Below are 15,035 nucleotides of genomic sequence, written 5' to 3'. Positions count from 1 at the left end.
TATCCGGTTTGAGAGGCAAATACCGTCTCGGACTGGTATCAATGGAGCTGTAACATTCCACAATCACGATCGAAAGCAGAGATGTGAACGTCGACGAATTGGTGAGAGCCACGCTCCGCCGCAAAGTGGCATGTCTCGTCGTACTGCTGTGTGCCGTCGCGGCCGGCACGTACGGAGTCATGTCGTCGACCGACACGTACGAGTCCTCGGCGGTGGCGGTGGTCTATCCGCCCGGAGCAGGCGATATCGACGCCAAGCTGAACCCCTTCGTCAACCTGAACGACAACATGGGGCAGCTCGCGGCCGTCGCGGCCACGTTGCTGCAGTCGCCCGCCGCGGTGGCGCTCGTCGAAGAGGCCGGCGCCTCCGTCGAATACACCGTCACGTCGACGCTCGGAGACACCGCTTCCGCGCTGCGTCTGTCGCCTCAGCTGATGATCACCACCAGCGGACCCACCCCGGAAGCGGCGCAGGCGGGCGCCCAGGCGTTGCTCGACTATTCGTCCACTGCGCTCGCGCAACTGCAGGTACAGACGGGTGTGCGACCCAATACCGAAGCGTCCATCACGGCCGCCGTCATGCCCGAGCCGGGAGCACTCGTCGCGGCCAGTCCCCTCAAGGCCGCGGGCTCGTACGCGTTGGCGGTGCTCGTCGTCGGACTGCTCGGCATCGTCACCGTCGGCACGATCCTCGACCGCCGCAAGCCGAAACGCGAGGCGCAGTCCGCGGTTCCGGTGGCCGACGAGACGATCCCCGAGGCGACGGCGCCCGAGACACCTGCGCGTCGCGCAACGGTCGTCAGCGCATCGAAGTCTGTGACGGCTCACAACCCTCGGCGTGTCGCGGAACCCGCTCCGGCCCAGCCGGTTCGATCCGAATCGATCGACGACGCGTCCGAAGTCGACGAACCGACGGTCTCGGTCGTCGCCGAGTCGCGTGAAACCGAGGCCGACGACGCGGACACCGCGGCGTTCCCCGCTCAGGTCGATGCCTGGTCGGCGTTCGGTAGTGCCACGGCCGCCGAGCCGGCCAAGAACGAACCGAGGAAGACCGAGTCGACGTCCGACGACGCCAAGCCTCAGCGAGACCGTGTGTCGGTCAGGCCTCCCGGACGTGTTCATTCGACGGCCGCGCCGAAGCCGCCGGACTCGTCGAGCTACCAAGATTTCGATCCGTTCAACGTGTCGACTCCCCGAGATCCGAGGGTCGGCGAACAGCGGCAGACGGACTCGACCGATGGTTTTCCGGCGCGCACGACGACACCGGTTCGTGAGATCGAGCACGAGATCGACGACTACTACGGTGTCGAGGAGCGTGTGCACGTGCCGATTCGGTCGGGTCATCACGACTACCCGCGGTCGTCGATCAGCGGAGGCGGTCCGCGGCGGTGACCGTCGACCTTCCGGGACGGCAGATCCGGTTCGGTGCGCACGCGATACCGATCGGCGCTGCCGTCGTCGTCATGGGTTCGGTGCTGCTGCTCGGTATGCGGCAGTCGTTCACCGTTCCCGGCGCCCTCGGCTTCAGCCCGGCGTCGCTGGTCTTCTTCGGGTGCGGCCTCCTGTGGGTGCTGACGCGTATCGTCGGCCAGCGGTCGCGGGCCGAGCTCGGAATCCTTTCCGCTGCAGTCGTTCTGTACGCCGTGGCCAGCCTCCTGTCGTTCGCGTCGCTCGCCTCGAAGCCGACGGAGCCTGCGGTGCTGGCGAGTTCGCAGACCAACTTGATCACCGAGTTCGCGCTCGTCAGCGTGTTCTTCTTCATCGTCACGGTCATCCGGACACGCGAGGCCCTGGAATGGGTCGCGAAGGGTCTGGTCATCGGCGGCGCGATCAGCGCGACGTTCGGAATCATCCAGTACGGCACCGGAATGGACCTCGCGGCGATGCTGAAGCCGCCGCTGCTGAAAGACCACGGCTCGGTCCTCAGCGAAGCGCTCATGCGGGAAGGCTTCGCTCGTCCGCAAGGAAGCGCCGGTCACCCGCTGGAACTCAGCGCGATTCTGACGGTACTCGTACCGATCGCGCTGGGTGTCGTGTATTCCGCACGCGCGCAAGGACGTCGGTCGTGGCACTGGGCGGCACTCGCGGTCGTCCTCGTCGGTGGGGCAGCGTTGACGTTGTCTCGCTCGGCCGTCGTCGGCCTCGGTGTGGCGGTGCTGTTCATGGCGTGGACATGGCCGGTGCGACGCGTACTGGCGCTCGTCGGCATCGTCGGCGTCCCGTTGGTCGTCGCCTACGTGACCGACTCGAAGCTGCTCAACGCGTTCGTGCAGATCTTCGCGACGAGCGGTACCGACTCCTCACTGCAGTCTCGTGACCGCGGCCGCGCCTACGTGCTCGAGCACTTCTCCGACCACCTGTGGTTCGGGGAAGGCACCGCGACGTACTCCGCGCGCGGCTATCCCGTCCTGGACAACCAGTATCTCGGCAGGCTCATGGAGGCCGGCGTGATCGGCGTGCTCGCGTTCGTTCTGTTGCTCGGAGCTGGATTCGGCGCCGCACTTGTCGCGTCACGACGGTTCTCGCAGCGAGCCGCACGATCCGGGAATCGCGCCGACGCAGGCATGTTCGAGCTGACCCGGGGCATCGCGGCCGCCATCGCTGCCGTCGCCGTGATCGCGATCATCCTCGACATCTCCGGATTCGCCCAGATCTGGCTGCTCATGTGGATCTTCCTGGCGCTCGCGGGCTCGGCGTTCCACATCGTCCGCGCCGAGGACCGCAACGAGGCTTTCGGTCCGATCACCACGCCCGACGCGGATCGGCCAGCGACCGAAGAGCCGGAGCCACAGGCCGTCCGATGAGCAGACCGTCGGTGGTACCGGCCTCGATTGCTTTGCTGTAGGCGACCATTGCGGCCTCGCATGCCGCGATCGTGTGGTCGACGTCGGCCTCGGTGTGCGCCGCCGAGATCACGAACGACTGTCCGAGAACGCCACACGTCAACAATTCCTGGAGGAACAGGGTCCGATATGCCTGCGACGGAACACCATCGGCGTCGCGGGTGACAAACACCTCGCACGACGGCCGTCCGATGACCTGCAGGTAGTCCGACAGTCCGGCACGGCCGGCAGCGTCGTTGACGCCGTCGGCGAGTGCGGTGCCCCTCGCCTCCATCACGGCCACGGGGTCCTGCTCGCGATAGGTCTGGAACACCGCCTTCATCGCGGCGAGTGACGTTGTCTCGGGTCCGTACGTCGTCGACATCAGGAACGCACGCGGCAGGTCGGTGCGTAAACCGCCGCGCTCCATGTACTCTCGCTTGCCTGCCAGGGCGGACACGGCGAACCCGTTGCCCATCGCCTTCCCCCACGACGACAGATCCGGCGTGACGCCGTACACCGACTGGGCGCCGCCGGTGGCCCAGCGGAACCCGGTGATGATCTCGTCGAACAGCAGCAGTGCGCCTTCGTCGTCGCACAGTGCACGGACGCCCTCGAGGAAACCCGGTTCGGGTTCTGCGGTACCCGTCGCGGCCTCCATGACCACGCACGCGATCCGTCCCGGATGTGCGTCGAAGAGCGCACGCAGCGAATCGAGGTCGTTGTACGAGAACGGCAGCGTCAGATCGCGATACGCCGACGGGATGCCTGCATTCATCTCGGTCGTACCGATGAACCAGTCGTCGGTGGAGAAGAACGGCTGACGGCACACCGCGACGAAGTCCCTGCCGGTGTGCGCGCGAGCAAGTTTGACGCCGGCCGAGGTCGCGTCGGATCCGTTCTTGCCGAACTTGACCATCTCTGCAGTCGGCACCAGATCCAGGAACGACTCGGCCACCTCGGCTTCCAGCACCGTGGGCCTGCTGAAGTTGTGGCCCCGGCGCGCGGCCTCGGTGACGGCGTCGACGACGGGCGGGTACGCGTGCCCCAGGGTGACCGAGCGAAGACCCATGCCGTATTCGACGTAGCAGTTGCCGTCGAGATCCCACACGTGTGCAGCCGATCCCGATTCGAGAACCGGGGCCATGTCGTCGGGGTACTGGTCGGCGCCGCGTGCATACGTGTGCGCGCCGCCGGGGATGACGTCGTGCAGACGCGACTGAGCCGCAATCGATTCCGCGAATCCGCGATGACTGTGCAATGACGGCGATTCGCTGACGTTCATCGAGTGCCCTCCCGTATGTCGGTGCCGTGCAGCCACCATCGCCCGCGCAGCTCGGGAATCGACGCGTCGAGTTCGCCGAGCAGGTCGGGCAGCGTCAGCAACACGACGTCGGGCTGTGCCGCAACCAGTTCCGCGGGAGAGATGATCGGAATGTCGGTGCCGGGCATGCGTCGGCCCTGCTTCGACGGGGACGCGTCGGCGACGCCGGCAAGCAGCGACCGCGTCAACCCTGCCATCGCGAACAGCGCGACCGCGCGGGATGCGGCACCGTACGCGAACACGACCTTGCCCGCACTCTTCAGCTCGACGAGCGAATCGTGCAGCATCGTCCGGTCTGTCTCCGCGGCACTGTGCAGCGCGCCGACGGTTTCCGCGTCGTCGATACCCGCTGCACGCTCAACATCCAGAATCTCGCGGACCGACGCGTCGGGAACGCCGGTTCGGGTGGCTGCCAGCAGGATGGTGCCGCCGTACAGCTCGAACGTCCACGCGGACCTCGCGACGAGGCCGACGCCCGCGAGCAGGTGCGTCAGCGACGTCAGCGAGTAGTACGCGAAGTGTCCGTGGCGCAACGCGTTCCATTGCCCTTCTCGCACGATCGCAGACAGCGTGTGGAACTGGATCAGCAGCACTCCGTCCTCGGCCAAAGACGCTGCGCGCACGGCGAACGCGTCGGCCTGGTCGGGTTCGTGCATGATGCCGAAGCAATCGAGCACGACGTCCGCCCGTTGCCCGGGCGCCACCTCGTCGACGCCGCGGTCCGACAACAGAGGGAGCCACGTTCCGCCGTGCGGGCTGCCGAACTCGCGAACGGTACTGCCGCGCAGCCATCCCGAACCGGCAACCACTGCAACGGCCTCCGCGGCCTGATCCGTCAGAGCCTGGGGTTCGATCCCGCGTGGTTCGTCGGCGACGGTGTCGTCGTCGGCCAACTGGGCCAGTGCGCACCTGCCGCACAACACCATTGCGAGCGGGTGGCGCGCGTCGTCGGAACCGGCGCTCGCATTTTGGGGAAACTGGTCCGCGGCGGGCACGGAGTGCAGGTCCAGGACGATATCGAGCTGATCGGAACCGCACCCGCGGCAGCGACGGCCGGTCATCGAATTCTCGCCATCGACGTGACTCGGCGCGCGAAATCGTTCATGATCGACGCATGCGAGTCGACTCCAGTGACATCGAGGGCGTTCTGCTGTTCGTCCCCCAACCGTTCCGAGACCAACGCGGTTTCTTCACAAGGACTTTCGACACCGAGATCTTCGACGCGCACGTTGCCGGCACCGAAGTATCGTCGACGAGTTTCACGCAGGACTCCCAGTCGCGTTCCGTGCGGGGAACGATCCGAGGGATGCACGGACGACTCGGCCGAGGTGAGGCGAAGCTCGTTCGATGCGCGCACGGCGCGGTGCTCGACGTGATCGTCGACGCCAGGCCCGGTTCCCCCACCTTCGGTGAGGTGCGTACGTTCCGTCTGGACGACGACACTCACGCGCACCTGTACATTCCTCCTGGCCTGCTGCACGGCTTCCAGGCGCTCACCGAGACGGCGGACGTCTGCTATCGCATCGACCGACCGCACGACCCGAGCGAGGACATCGGTGTCGCGTACGACGACGCCACCCTGGCCATCGAGTGGCCGCTCGAACCGACGGCCGTCAGCGACCGTGACCGCACCGCAGGCACGTGGAAGGATGCAATCGAACGGCTCTGACCGAAGCGAAGGGGGCACGGCCGGTCAGACTTTCGCTCGAACGAATCGCATCGATTCGTCGATACGACCGGCATCCTGCAGGGCCTTCAGCTTCTTCAGGCGGGTGAACTGGTTGTCGAAGTTCTCGCGTGTGAGACCGGCGGCGGTGTACTCGCGGTAGAGCTCCTCCGCCCCGTCGAGCACACTCCACCGCGCCTGGTATCCGGGAAGCGCCTCGCGAATCGCGGAGAAGTCGACGCGGTACGACCGTGGATCGGCTCCGTGCTCACCCGTGATGTTCAGCGTGGAACCCGGAACGGTACGCACGACGGCGTCCGCGATGTCGGCGACGGTCACGTTGTTCGACTCGATGCCGACGTTGAAGGCGCGGGTGTGGATGCGGTCCACCGGGGCGGCGAGTGCCTCCACGAATGCCGACGCGATGTCCTGGGCGTGGACGAGCGGACGCCACGGGGTGCCGTCGGACAACACCAGGACCTCGCCCGACAGGACAGCGTGGCCCACGAGGTTGTTGAGCACGATGTCGGCGCGCAGTCGCGGCGAGAACCCGAATGCCGTTGCATTGCGGAGGAATACGGGACTGAAGCTGTCGTCTGCCAGGGCTGCGACGTCGTCCTCGACGCGCACCTTGCTCTCGGCGTACGGGGTCAGCGGCTTGAGGGGCGCGCTCTCCGACACCAGGTCCTCGCCGGCGGAGCCGTAGACCGAGCAGGTCGACGCGTACAGGAACCGGGACACACCCGCTTCCTTCGCCAGACGCGCAAGGCGGACTGAGGCGAAATGGTTGATGTCGTAGGTGATCTCGGGAGCGAGGGCGCCGAGCGGGTCGTTCGACAGCGCAGCGAGGTGGACGACCGCGTCGATTCCGGCCAACTGCTCGGCCGTCACGTCGCGTAGGTCGACTGCGAGGGTCTCCGGGTCCTGAACTGGCCGTCCGAGAATCGAATCCGCGAACAGTCCCGAGTCCAATCCGGTGACGGTGTGCCCGGCCTCGACGAGCGCGGGAACCATGACCGTGCCCAGGTAGCCTTGATGTCCGGTGACCAGTACTCGCATCAGTCAAGCTCCTACGAAATCGATGACGGTTTTCTCTACGACGAATGCTTCGGCGTAGCGAGACTTGCATTGCACTCCGCGTATGCGGCACAGGCCGAGGAAGGCGTCGGCGTCGAACCAGTCCTTGTCGGTCTGCGACGGGTACGACGCGTGCAGGAGTTCGACCTTCTCGCGTGCGATCTCGTCCGAGATCGGGTGATACAGAGAGGGAGTCGGCAGATCGGATTCCCATTTGAGAATTTCGTAGCCGAGGATCATGTGATCGCGGAACTCCGTCGGCGCGAGCGTCGCCAACTGGCGATGATCCTGGTGAGCGTCGTTCTTCTGGGGTGCGAACACCACGTCCGGCTCGCACGTGCGTCGGAACGCCGCCACCGTGTCCTTCGCGGCATCCCAGTGCGCGGGGGACCGGCCGTCGGGAATGTCGGTGACGGTGAGCCGCACGTCGGCACCGGGAAGAAACGCAGCCAGCGCCGTCTTCTCCTCGACCTCGCGTGCCCCACCGCCGCCGGTGAGGACGAGCGCATGCACCGTGAGGCCGGGGTTGGCCCGAGCGATCGTCAGCAGGGTGCCGCCCGCTCCGATGGCGATGTCGTCGCAGTGCGCGGCGAGCAGCGCTATCTCGCGGATCGAGCCGGAGGCGAAGGACTTCACGGAACGGCGACCAGTCCGAACGGGGCGGACTCGGTCTCGGGATCTTTCTCCCACACCATCCATGGGCGAATACCCTTGTAGTAGTTCGCATCCAGCTCGGCGCGCTCCTTGAACGTGTCGGCGGGTTTCCAGAAACCGTTGTGCTGGTAGGCGAGAAGTCGACCCTCTCCTGCCAGCGTGCCGCATGCATCCTCGACGAGATCGCCGTTCGGAGGAATCAGATCGAACACTTCCTGGGACAGGGTGAAGTATCCGCCGTTCTCCCAGATCGGGAATTCGCTCACCGGCGTGATCTGCTTGACGGCGCCACCCGGAGCGACGTCGATGCAGTGGAACGACGACTGCGGCGGCACTGCGAGAAGCGAAGCGGCGGAACCGGAATCGACCGTGCGCGCGATCATCTTGTCGATCGGCGCGTCGGTCAGCGTGTCCGCGTAGTTGGCGAGGAAGTACTCGTCACCGCCGACGTACTTGCGGACGCGGCGCAGACGCTCACCGATGGGGGATTCGAGCCCGGTGTCGACGAACGTGATGGTCCAGTCGGCGATGTCGGAGTCCAGGAGCTCGACGGTGTCACCGCGCATGACGAAGTCGTTGGACTCGGTCTCCTTGTAGTTCAGGAAGTACTGCTTGATGTGCTCGCCGCCGTACCCGAGGCACAGGATGAACTCCTTGTGTCCGTAGTGCGCGTAGTACCGCATGACGTGCCACACCAGCGGGCGCGGTCCGACCAGCTGCATCGGCTTGGGCAGAGTGTCTCCACCGTCGTTGCGCATACGCATCCCGTATCCGCCACAGAAAAGTACGACCTTCATCTCAGTTCTCCTCCTTCGTTGCGGACGTGCGGGATTCGTGCAGTGTGGGCAGTGGATAGACGATCCGACCACCCCACTCGCGCACGTAGTCGAGTTGTGCGCTGATCTCGGTTTCGAGATTCCAGGGCAGAACGAGGACCACGTCGGGCCGGTCGACCGCGATGCGGTCGGGGTGATGGATCGGGATGCGCGTGCCGGGCGTGAACCTGCCGTGCTTGTACGGGTTTCGGTCCACCGTGTAGGCGAGCAGGTCGGGGCGGATGCCGCAGAAGTTGAGAAGGGTGTTGCCCTTGCCCGGTGCGCCGTAGCCGACGACGGACAGCCCGTCCTTCTTGCAGTCCAGCAGGAAGGAGAGAAGGTTCTGCCGGACCGCTTCGGAACGGGACTGCAGATCGAGGTATCCGGACGGTTCATGGAGGCCCGCAGCGCGTTCGACGGCGATGATCTCCTCGACGGCGGCGGACGGCGTCGCACCTGCTTCCGACGGTCTGGCCCACAACCGGATCGAACCGCCGTGTGTTCCGAGGCGTTCGACGTCGACGAGCTGTAAATCGGCCGTGGCCAACGCATTTCGCGCGGCGAGCACCGTGTAGTACTGGAAGTGTTCGTGATAGATGGTGTCGAACTGGGCGTGCGTCACCAATTCCATCGCGTGATGGACCTCGATGCTGACCGTGCCGTCGTCGGCCAGCAGAGTGCGCAAGGCCCGCGTGAAGCCCAGAAGGTCGGGGATGTGCGCGTACACGTTGTTGGCGACCACCAGATCGGCGGGCCCGTGCTCGTCGCGCACCTGCTGCGCCGACTCCTCGGTGAGAAAGGCCGTCAACGTCGGTACCCCTCGGTCGACTGCTGCACGACCGACGTTGACGGACGGTTCGATGCCCAGGCAGGGGATACCGCGCTCGACGACGTGCTGAAGCAGATAACCGTCGTTGCTGGCCACCTCGACGACGAACGACGACGCGTCGAGAGCCAGGCGGTCGGTCGCAGCGGCGACGAACGTGCGCGTGTGCTCGACCCAACTAGTGGAGTACGACGAGAAATAGGCGTACTCGACGAACGTGTCCTCGGGAGTGATCAGGCCGGGAATCTGCAGAAGCAAGCAGCGCTCGCACAGGCGTAGGTGCAGCGGATACGTGGGCTCCGGGTCGTCCAGTTCGTGTGCGGTGAGGAACTTCTCGCACGGTGGGGTTGCCCCGAGGTCGAGAACACTGAGCAGTTCGGTGTTGCCGCACAGCCTGCACGCAGCGGCGCTCTCGACGTCCGCCACGTTCGAATCGGCTTCCGGGTGTGTCAGATTCATGCAGAGCTACTTTCACGCGGACTCGACGCGAATCGAGTCGGTTTCGTCGGTACGTCCGGCACCACCGCCAGGCGCGGAGCGAGCCGCACCGAACCGTGTGGTGACCGTTGGCATGCGACGACCCCGGATCGCAGTACCGATGCTTGCTATCTCCCGACAATATAGTCGAACGGTCTGTTTTGCACGAAATCGGACGCTTCGACCGGAGCGGTTGTCCTCCATCGCGTCGAGAAACCGCTGTAGAACCGGATTGGATGCGTAGAAACAAACCTGAAGTAGGATTTTCTGTTAGCCTGGCGATCGCACCGCTCGACGCGGTGCAGCGGCCGCGTCGGGGGCGGTCCGTTGCTCGTTGTGCCGGGAAATCAAGTCGCGTCGGGCGGCCCACGCCCACGCCGGCCGGCCACGAACGCGTCGACCGGTCATAGGGACGATCACGACGGAAGGCGACCACTTGACCAGCATCGACAGGGAGCTCCGAGCCCCGTCGGTTCCAGGAAGCCTCAGCGGCCAGTCCCGCGCAGAGTGGCAGAAGCGCTACTCGCACAGACTGGTCGTCAGTGACACGCTGGTCGTCGTTCTGTCCGTGACCTTCGCCCACTTCGGTCGCTTCGGCGCGGACACGGACTCCGGCTATCTGCCCGTCACCGTGGGCCTGATCGTCGCGTGGCTCATCGCCCTGGCAGCGTTTCGCAGCAGGTCTCCGCGCATCGTGGGTTCGGGCCCCGACGAGTACCGGCTCGTTCTGACCACGTCGTTCCGGTTGTTCGGGCTGCTCGCGATCGGAAGCCTGTTGTTTCAGATGGACGTCGCTCGGGGCTATCTCGCGATCGCGTTCCCGCTGGGCACCGCCGGTCTCCTCGTCACGCGTCGCGCGTGGCGTAAACGGCTCGCGCACGAGCGTGCACGGGGAATGTCGACGACGTCCCTTCTCGTGGTCGGGTCTCCCAGTGCCGCCACCGGCTTGATCCGGTCGCTGGAACGCGATCGGACGTCGGGATATCGCGTCCTCGGCTACTGCGCCCCCGACGCCGCCGGTGCGCCTGAATTCCTGACGGTGCATGGTCGATCGGTCCCGTTGCTCGGCAACGAGGACTCGGTTCTCGATGCGGTGCGCGCATGCGGCGCGGACACCGTCGCAGTCACCGCCACCGAACATCTGGGGCCCGTCGGTATCCGCAAGTTGTTGTGGGCGCTCGAACCCCACGACATCGACCTCGTCGTGGCACCCGGCGTCATGGACATCTCGGGCTCGCGCCTCGTGATGCGCCCCGCCGCGGACATTCCGCTCATCACCGTCGAGAAGCCGCAGTACGACGGGGCGGCGAAGTTCACCAAGAACGCATTCGACGTGGTCTTCGCGCTCACCGCGCTCGTGGTCGCTGCGCCGGTGATGCTGGCCATCGCCGTCGCCGTCAAATGCACCAGCCCGGGTCCGGTGTTCCATCGATCCGAACGCATGGGCCTCGACGGCACACCGTTCGAGATGATCAAGTTCCGCAGCATGGTCGTCGACGCCGAAGCCCACCTCGAGGCGCTGCTCGGGCGGAACGACTCCGACGGCGGCGTCCTGTTCAAGATGAAGGACGACCCGCGCGTCACCCGCGTCGGCAAGGTCATTCGACGCCTCAGCCTCGACGAACTTCCGCAGTTCTTCAACGTGCTGAAACGCGACATGAGTGTGGTGGGCCCGAGGCCGCCGTTGCGCCGCGAGGTCGACGGCTACGACATCGACGTTCGACGACGCCTTCTGGTCAAGCCGGGTGTCACCGGATTGTGGCAGGTCAGCGGCCGCTCCGATCTGTCGTGGGAGGAATCGGTTCGGCTCGATCTGTCGTATGTCGAGAACTGGTCCATGAGCCAGGATCTGGTGATCATCGCCCGCACGGTTCGCGCTGTCACGAGACGCGAAGGAGCCTACTGACCAGGCGATCGATCAGGTGTAGTACACGACCCTCGGCCGTCCCAGGTAGCGTGTGACGCAATCGGGGCGATTCGAGCATGCCCCGCCGGACACGAACGAGGGTCTTTGCATGACTGTGTTGCTGGGGGTGTCCATGGGTGCCCACGCCGTACGTATGGCGCTGCCGCGTGGTGGTGCGGCCGTCGCGACACGCGTGGTTCCGTCGGACCCGCCGCAGCCGTTGTTCTTCAAGAATCAGGTCATCGACACCGTCGACGACGAAGTCGAGTACCTGGCCGCCGAGTCGATCAGCGCGGTCGCGGCGGAGTCGGAACCGTATCTGAGCACCGGCGTCGCCTATCGCGACGCGCGGCAGGCCGACACTCTGCATCGCGCGCTCGAGAACCAGCACCTGCAGAACTACTCCCTCATCCACGAGGTCGAGGCGGTCATCGAGTACCTCGTCGCGAGCGGTGAAGCGGCGGGGCACTCGACGGTCGCGTTGTACGACCTCGGAAGCTCCGGCCTGAACGTCAGCGTCGTCGACCTGAGGGCTCGCCGGGTCGTCGCGTCGAGTCGTAGCACCGAGTTCAGCGGCGATCTGTTCGACGACGTTCTCCGCGACAACCAGCTCGACAGGCTGGGCAAGCCGAGCGACGACGCCGACATCGAGCTGTTCGAACGGCGATGCCGTGTCGCGAAGGAACGGTTGTCGAGCAACGATGCCGTGTGTCTGCCCGATGCGAGCGGAATGATCCTGCTCTCGCGTGACAGCTTCGAGTCGCTCATCGGCGACACCGTGGACAGGTCGATCGAGTTCGCGCGCGACGTGCTCATCAGCGCGCACGTGCCCATCGACGCCGTCGTGCTCATCGGTGGCGGTTCGCGCATTCCGCTCGTTCGCGAGCGCGTCGGACGATTGTTGGATCTGCCCGCGATCACGCCGAACGAGCCGGAGTCGGTCGCTGCCCGCGGCGCCGCGCTGTCGGCGAGGTCGACGGCCGCACCCGCCGTCGAACGGCCTCGGCCTCCGGCGCGTCCGATACCCGTGCGTGCTCCGCGTGAAGGCGCGCCGCAGCGATCACCACGGCCGACGGACGCGACACCCACCATCTCCATTGCGCGAGAGGATCTTCCGCGACTTCAGGCGTCGATGCCCGTCACGCAGCAGGTGCCAGCTGCGTCCGGCGAACCGCCGACGGGTGGGGCTCCCGAGTCTGTGGCCGCAACGAGCTCGGCTCCCGCGAAGTCCGCGCACTTCGCGCTCTCCAACGTCTACTGGCTCGACGCCGACTTCGACGACTCCGACGGCGAGAACGACGAGGAACGCAAGCGTCGCCTCGTCCGTGGTTGGTCGGTTGCGGGAGTCGCGGCCGCGGCCGTCGTCGCCGCAGGTGCGTTCCTGTTCACCCAGCAGAACGACGCTCCGGTGGTCCAGACGTCGGTGACGAACACGCAGACCGAAGCTCCGGCTGCGACGTCTGCCCCGGCCCCGACGACATCGGCCCCGGCAGCGACGTCGGAGGTGCCGGTCGTGCTTCCTCCGCCACCGGCCCCGGCCCCCACGACGACCGTGGAGGAGCCTGCGCCTGCACCCGCGCCTCAGGTGGTTCCGGACACGTCGGACGCAGTCACCCAGCCAGCGCCGACGCAGGAGGCGCCGACTCAGCAGTCGCCGCAGCAACCGGCACCTGCACCGGCTCCACCTGCACCGTTGATTCCGGGTCTGCCGGACTTCACGCTGCCGGTGCTACCGCCGCTGTTCCCGCCTGCTCCTTAGAATCAGTCCGTGACGGGCGTGCGTTGTCCGCGCGGCCGAATGTGCTCGAAGATCAGGATCGTCTCGGTCGCCGCGACGGCGGGGTGCGCACTGAGGTTGTCGACGACGAAGTGCCGCAGTGCGACGGTGTCGACGGTCGCCACGTGGACGAGAAAGTCGTCGGCGCCTGCGATGAAGTAGATGTTCGATGTCTCCGGCAGCGCGGCGATCTGCTCGCCGAACTCGCTGATGCGTCGTCGGGCGTCGGCCTGTAGCCGCACCGAGATCATCGCCTGGATGCCTTGCCCGAGCGCGTCGGGATCGATCTCCGCGTGAAAGCCTCGGATGACGCCGCGTTCGACCAGTGACCGGACGCGGCCGAGTGCGGTGGACGGCGCGATACCGGCGGCGGCGGCGAGGGCATTGTTGGGCATGCGGGCGTCGCGACGTAGTTCGTCGATGAGGATGTGGTCGATCGCGTCGAGCGGTGCGCGTCGAACATCGTTCGATACGGCCGAGCCCGAACGTGCCGAACGCGAATTATTTGCCGCCATATCGCCACTCTACAGAATTATGTTCACACCTGTTGTGGGTATTTCTTCCGATAATTCATAGTGGGGACATCCATCGGACCCCTGCTCTGGAGGCGGCAATGAAGATTGGAATTCCGCGCGAGATCAAGAATCACGAATACCGGGTGGCGGTCACTCCGGCAGGCGTGCACGAATTGGTCTCGCATGGACACGACGTGGTCATCGAGTCCGAGGCGGGCGTGGGTTCGTCGTTCTCGGACACCGACTACAAGGCCGCGGGTGCGCAGATTCTCGTCGACGCGAACGACGTCTGGGCCGAAGCGGATCTGCTCGTCAAGGTCAAAGAACCTGTCGCAGAGGAGTATTCGCGACTACGGGCGGATCAGGTGTTGTTCACGTACCTCCATCTCGCCGCGTCGAAGGCCTGCGCCGACGCGCTGTCGGCGTCGGGGACGACGGCCATCGCGTACGAAACCGTCACCGCACCCGACGGGTCGCTACCTCTGTTGGCGCCGATGAGCGAGGTTGCCGGTCGTCTCGCGCCCCAGGTCGGGGCCTACCACATGATGGCCAGCGGCGGTGGGCGCGGCGTTCTGATGGGCGGTGTGCCGGGAGTCCGGCCGGCACACGTCGTCGTCATCGGCGCGGGCGTGGCCGGGCGGAACGCGGTCGCGATCGCGCACGGTATGCACGCCGACGTCACCGTCCTCGACCTGAACGTGAAGGCGCTGCGCGCGATCGACGACGCGTACCACGGGTCGGTGAAGACCGTCGTCTCCAATGCGCTCGAGCTCGAGCAGGCCGTACTCGGTGCGGACATGGTGATCGGTGCCGTGCTGGTGCCCGGGGCGAAGGCGCCGAAGTTGGTGTCGAACAGCCTCGTTCAGCGTATGAAGCCGGGTTCGGTACTCGTCGACATCGCTATCGACCAAGGTGGATGCTTCGAGGACTCGGTGCCGACGACGCATGACGACCCGACGTACCGCGTCCACGAATCGGTGTTCTACTGCGTCGCGAACATGCCGGGCGCGGTGCCGCACACCTCGACCTACGCGCTGACGAACGCGACGTTGCCGTACGTCGTCGCCCTGGCCGACAAGGGGTGGGAGGCCGCGACCGCCGCCGATCCCGGTTTGAAGGCGGGGTTGATTGCGGCTGCGCCACCCATGCGCGGATAGTCGGCCTCTGGGCCAACTAT

Annotated in this window: 13 protein-coding genes; 6 read left to right on the top strand and 7 right to left on the bottom strand. The window is 66.0% G+C overall.

All coding sequences use genetic code 11. From position 1 onward, the window contains the following. Window positions 1-83: 83 nt before the first annotated feature. Both RhoFasB10_RS04060 and RhoFasB10_RS26770 read left to right on the top strand, forming a co-directional pair. Window positions 84-1,391 (top strand): hypothetical protein, encoded by a 1,308-nt coding sequence (locus RhoFasB10_RS04060; RefSeq protein ID WP_167675187.1) that lies wholly within the window; start codon window positions 84-86, stop codon window positions 1,389-1,391. Continuing rightward, window positions 1,388-2,803: an O-antigen ligase family protein gene (locus RhoFasB10_RS26770; RefSeq protein ID WP_167675185.1), complete on the top strand. Its 1,416-nt coding sequence runs from the start codon at window positions 1,388-1,390 to the stop codon at window positions 2,801-2,803. Before RhoFasB10_RS04060 ends, RhoFasB10_RS26770 begins: the two co-directional genes overlap by 4 nt. Here RhoFasB10_RS26770 and RhoFasB10_RS04050 read toward each other — a convergent pair. Both RhoFasB10_RS04050 and RhoFasB10_RS04045 read right to left on the bottom strand, forming a co-directional pair. Then, on the bottom strand, window positions 2,742-4,106 hold the full coding sequence (locus tag RhoFasB10_RS04050; RefSeq protein WP_167675183.1) for a glutamate-1-semialdehyde 2,1-aminomutase: 1,365 nt from the start codon (window positions 4,104-4,106) through the stop codon (window positions 2,742-2,744). The genes RhoFasB10_RS26770 and RhoFasB10_RS04050 overlap by 62 nt on opposite strands. Further along, a complete protein-coding gene (locus tag RhoFasB10_RS04045; protein WP_167675180.1) occupies window positions 4,103-5,206 on the bottom strand; it encodes a class I SAM-dependent methyltransferase in 1,104 nt (367 codons plus the stop codon). Before RhoFasB10_RS04045 ends, RhoFasB10_RS04050 begins: the two co-directional genes overlap by 4 nt. 53 nt (window positions 5,207-5,259) lie before the next feature. Between RhoFasB10_RS04045 and rfbC the strand changes: the two genes are divergently transcribed. Beyond that, window positions 5,260-5,814 (top strand): dTDP-4-dehydrorhamnose 3,5-epimerase, encoded by a 555-nt coding sequence (rfbC, locus tag RhoFasB10_RS04040; protein ID WP_167675178.1) that lies wholly within the window; start codon window positions 5,260-5,262, stop codon window positions 5,812-5,814. A gap of 24 nt (window positions 5,815-5,838) precedes the next feature. On the opposite strand, the gene RhoFasB10_RS04035 is transcribed toward rfbC, so the two are convergent. Genes RhoFasB10_RS04035 through RhoFasB10_RS04020 form a run of 4 tightly spaced genes read right to left on the bottom strand, consistent with a single transcriptional unit; the run spans window position 5,839 to window position 9,642 of the window. Then, window positions 5,839-6,870, bottom strand: a complete 1,032-nt coding sequence (locus RhoFasB10_RS04035; RefSeq protein WP_068425478.1) for an SDR family oxidoreductase — start codon at window positions 6,868-6,870, stop codon at window positions 5,839-5,841. 3 nt (window positions 6,871-6,873) lie between these two features. Next, on the bottom strand, window positions 6,874-7,524 hold the full coding sequence (locus RhoFasB10_RS04030; RefSeq protein ID WP_068425472.1) for a PIG-L family deacetylase: 651 nt from the start codon (window positions 7,522-7,524) through the stop codon (window positions 6,874-6,876). Further along, on the bottom strand, window positions 7,521-8,339 hold the full coding sequence (locus RhoFasB10_RS04025) for a glucose-1-phosphate cytidylyltransferase (protein WP_167675174.1): 819 nt from the start codon (window positions 8,337-8,339) through the stop codon (window positions 7,521-7,523). Before RhoFasB10_RS04025 ends, RhoFasB10_RS04030 begins: the two co-directional genes overlap by 4 nt. Before the next feature lies 1 nt (window position 8,340). After that, on the bottom strand, window positions 8,341-9,642 hold the full coding sequence (locus RhoFasB10_RS04020; RefSeq protein WP_167675172.1) for a class I SAM-dependent methyltransferase: 1,302 nt from the start codon (window positions 9,640-9,642) through the stop codon (window positions 8,341-8,343). A 454-nt stretch (window positions 9,643-10,096) separates the two neighbouring features. On the opposite strand from RhoFasB10_RS04020, the gene RhoFasB10_RS04015 reads away from it, so the two are divergent. Further along, window positions 10,097-11,566 (top strand): sugar transferase, encoded by a 1,470-nt coding sequence (locus RhoFasB10_RS04015; protein WP_167675170.1) that lies wholly within the window; start codon window positions 10,097-10,099, stop codon window positions 11,564-11,566. Window positions 11,567-11,675: 109 nt separating this feature from the next. Further along, complete coding sequence (locus RhoFasB10_RS04010) at window positions 11,676-13,325, top strand: Hsp70 family protein (RefSeq protein ID WP_167675169.1); 1,650 nt, start codon at window positions 11,676-11,678, stop codon at window positions 13,323-13,325. A 2-nt stretch (window positions 13,326-13,327) separates the two neighbouring features. Here the strand turns inward: RhoFasB10_RS04010 and RhoFasB10_RS04005 are convergent, their stop codons facing one another. Further along, window positions 13,328-13,858, bottom strand: coding sequence for an Lrp/AsnC family transcriptional regulator (locus RhoFasB10_RS04005; RefSeq protein WP_167675167.1), 531 nt, complete (start codon window positions 13,856-13,858; stop codon window positions 13,328-13,330). Between the two features lie 98 nt (window positions 13,859-13,956). Between RhoFasB10_RS04005 and ald the strand changes: the two genes are divergently transcribed. After that, entirely contained in the window at window positions 13,957-15,015 is a 1,059-nt protein-coding gene (gene ald / locus RhoFasB10_RS04000) for an alanine dehydrogenase (protein ID WP_167675165.1), read from the top strand. Window positions 15,016-15,035: the final 20 nt, after the last annotated feature.

This window comes from Rhodococcus sp. B10, assembly GCF_011770055.1.
GTDB lineage: Bacteria > Actinomycetota > Actinomycetes > Mycobacteriales > Mycobacteriaceae > Rhodococcoides > Rhodococcoides kyotonensis_B.
The sequence above is the reverse complement of the archived record's forward strand: the minus strand, read 5'-3'. Positions and strand labels throughout refer to the sequence as shown.

Coding starts and splice junctions, on each gene's coding strand:
- ald (WP_167675165.1), top strand. CDS start 13,957: ATGAAGATTGGAATTCCGCGCGAGATCAAGAATCACGAATACCGGGTG.
- RhoFasB10_RS04050 (WP_167675183.1), bottom strand. CDS start 4,106: ATGAACGTCAGCGAATCGCCGTCATTGCACAGTCATCGCGGATTCGCG.
- RhoFasB10_RS04010 (WP_167675169.1), top strand. CDS start 11,676: ATGACTGTGTTGCTGGGGGTGTCCATGGGTGCCCACGCCGTACGTATG.
- RhoFasB10_RS04045 (WP_167675180.1), bottom strand. CDS start 5,206: ATGACCGGCCGTCGCTGCCGCGGGTGCGGTTCCGATCAGCTCGATATC.
- rfbC (WP_167675178.1), top strand. CDS start 5,260: ATGCGAGTCGACTCCAGTGACATCGAGGGCGTTCTGCTGTTCGTCCCC.
- RhoFasB10_RS04025 (WP_167675174.1), bottom strand. CDS start 8,339: ATGAAGGTCGTACTTTTCTGTGGCGGATACGGGATGCGTATGCGCAAC.
- RhoFasB10_RS04020 (WP_167675172.1), bottom strand. CDS start 9,642: ATGAATCTGACACACCCGGAAGCCGATTCGAACGTGGCGGACGTCGAG.
- RhoFasB10_RS04005 (WP_167675167.1), bottom strand. CDS start 13,858: ATGGCGGCAAATAATTCGCGTTCGGCACGTTCGGGCTCGGCCGTATCG.
- RhoFasB10_RS04035 (WP_068425478.1), bottom strand. CDS start 6,870: ATGCGAGTACTGGTCACCGGACATCAAGGCTACCTGGGCACGGTCATG.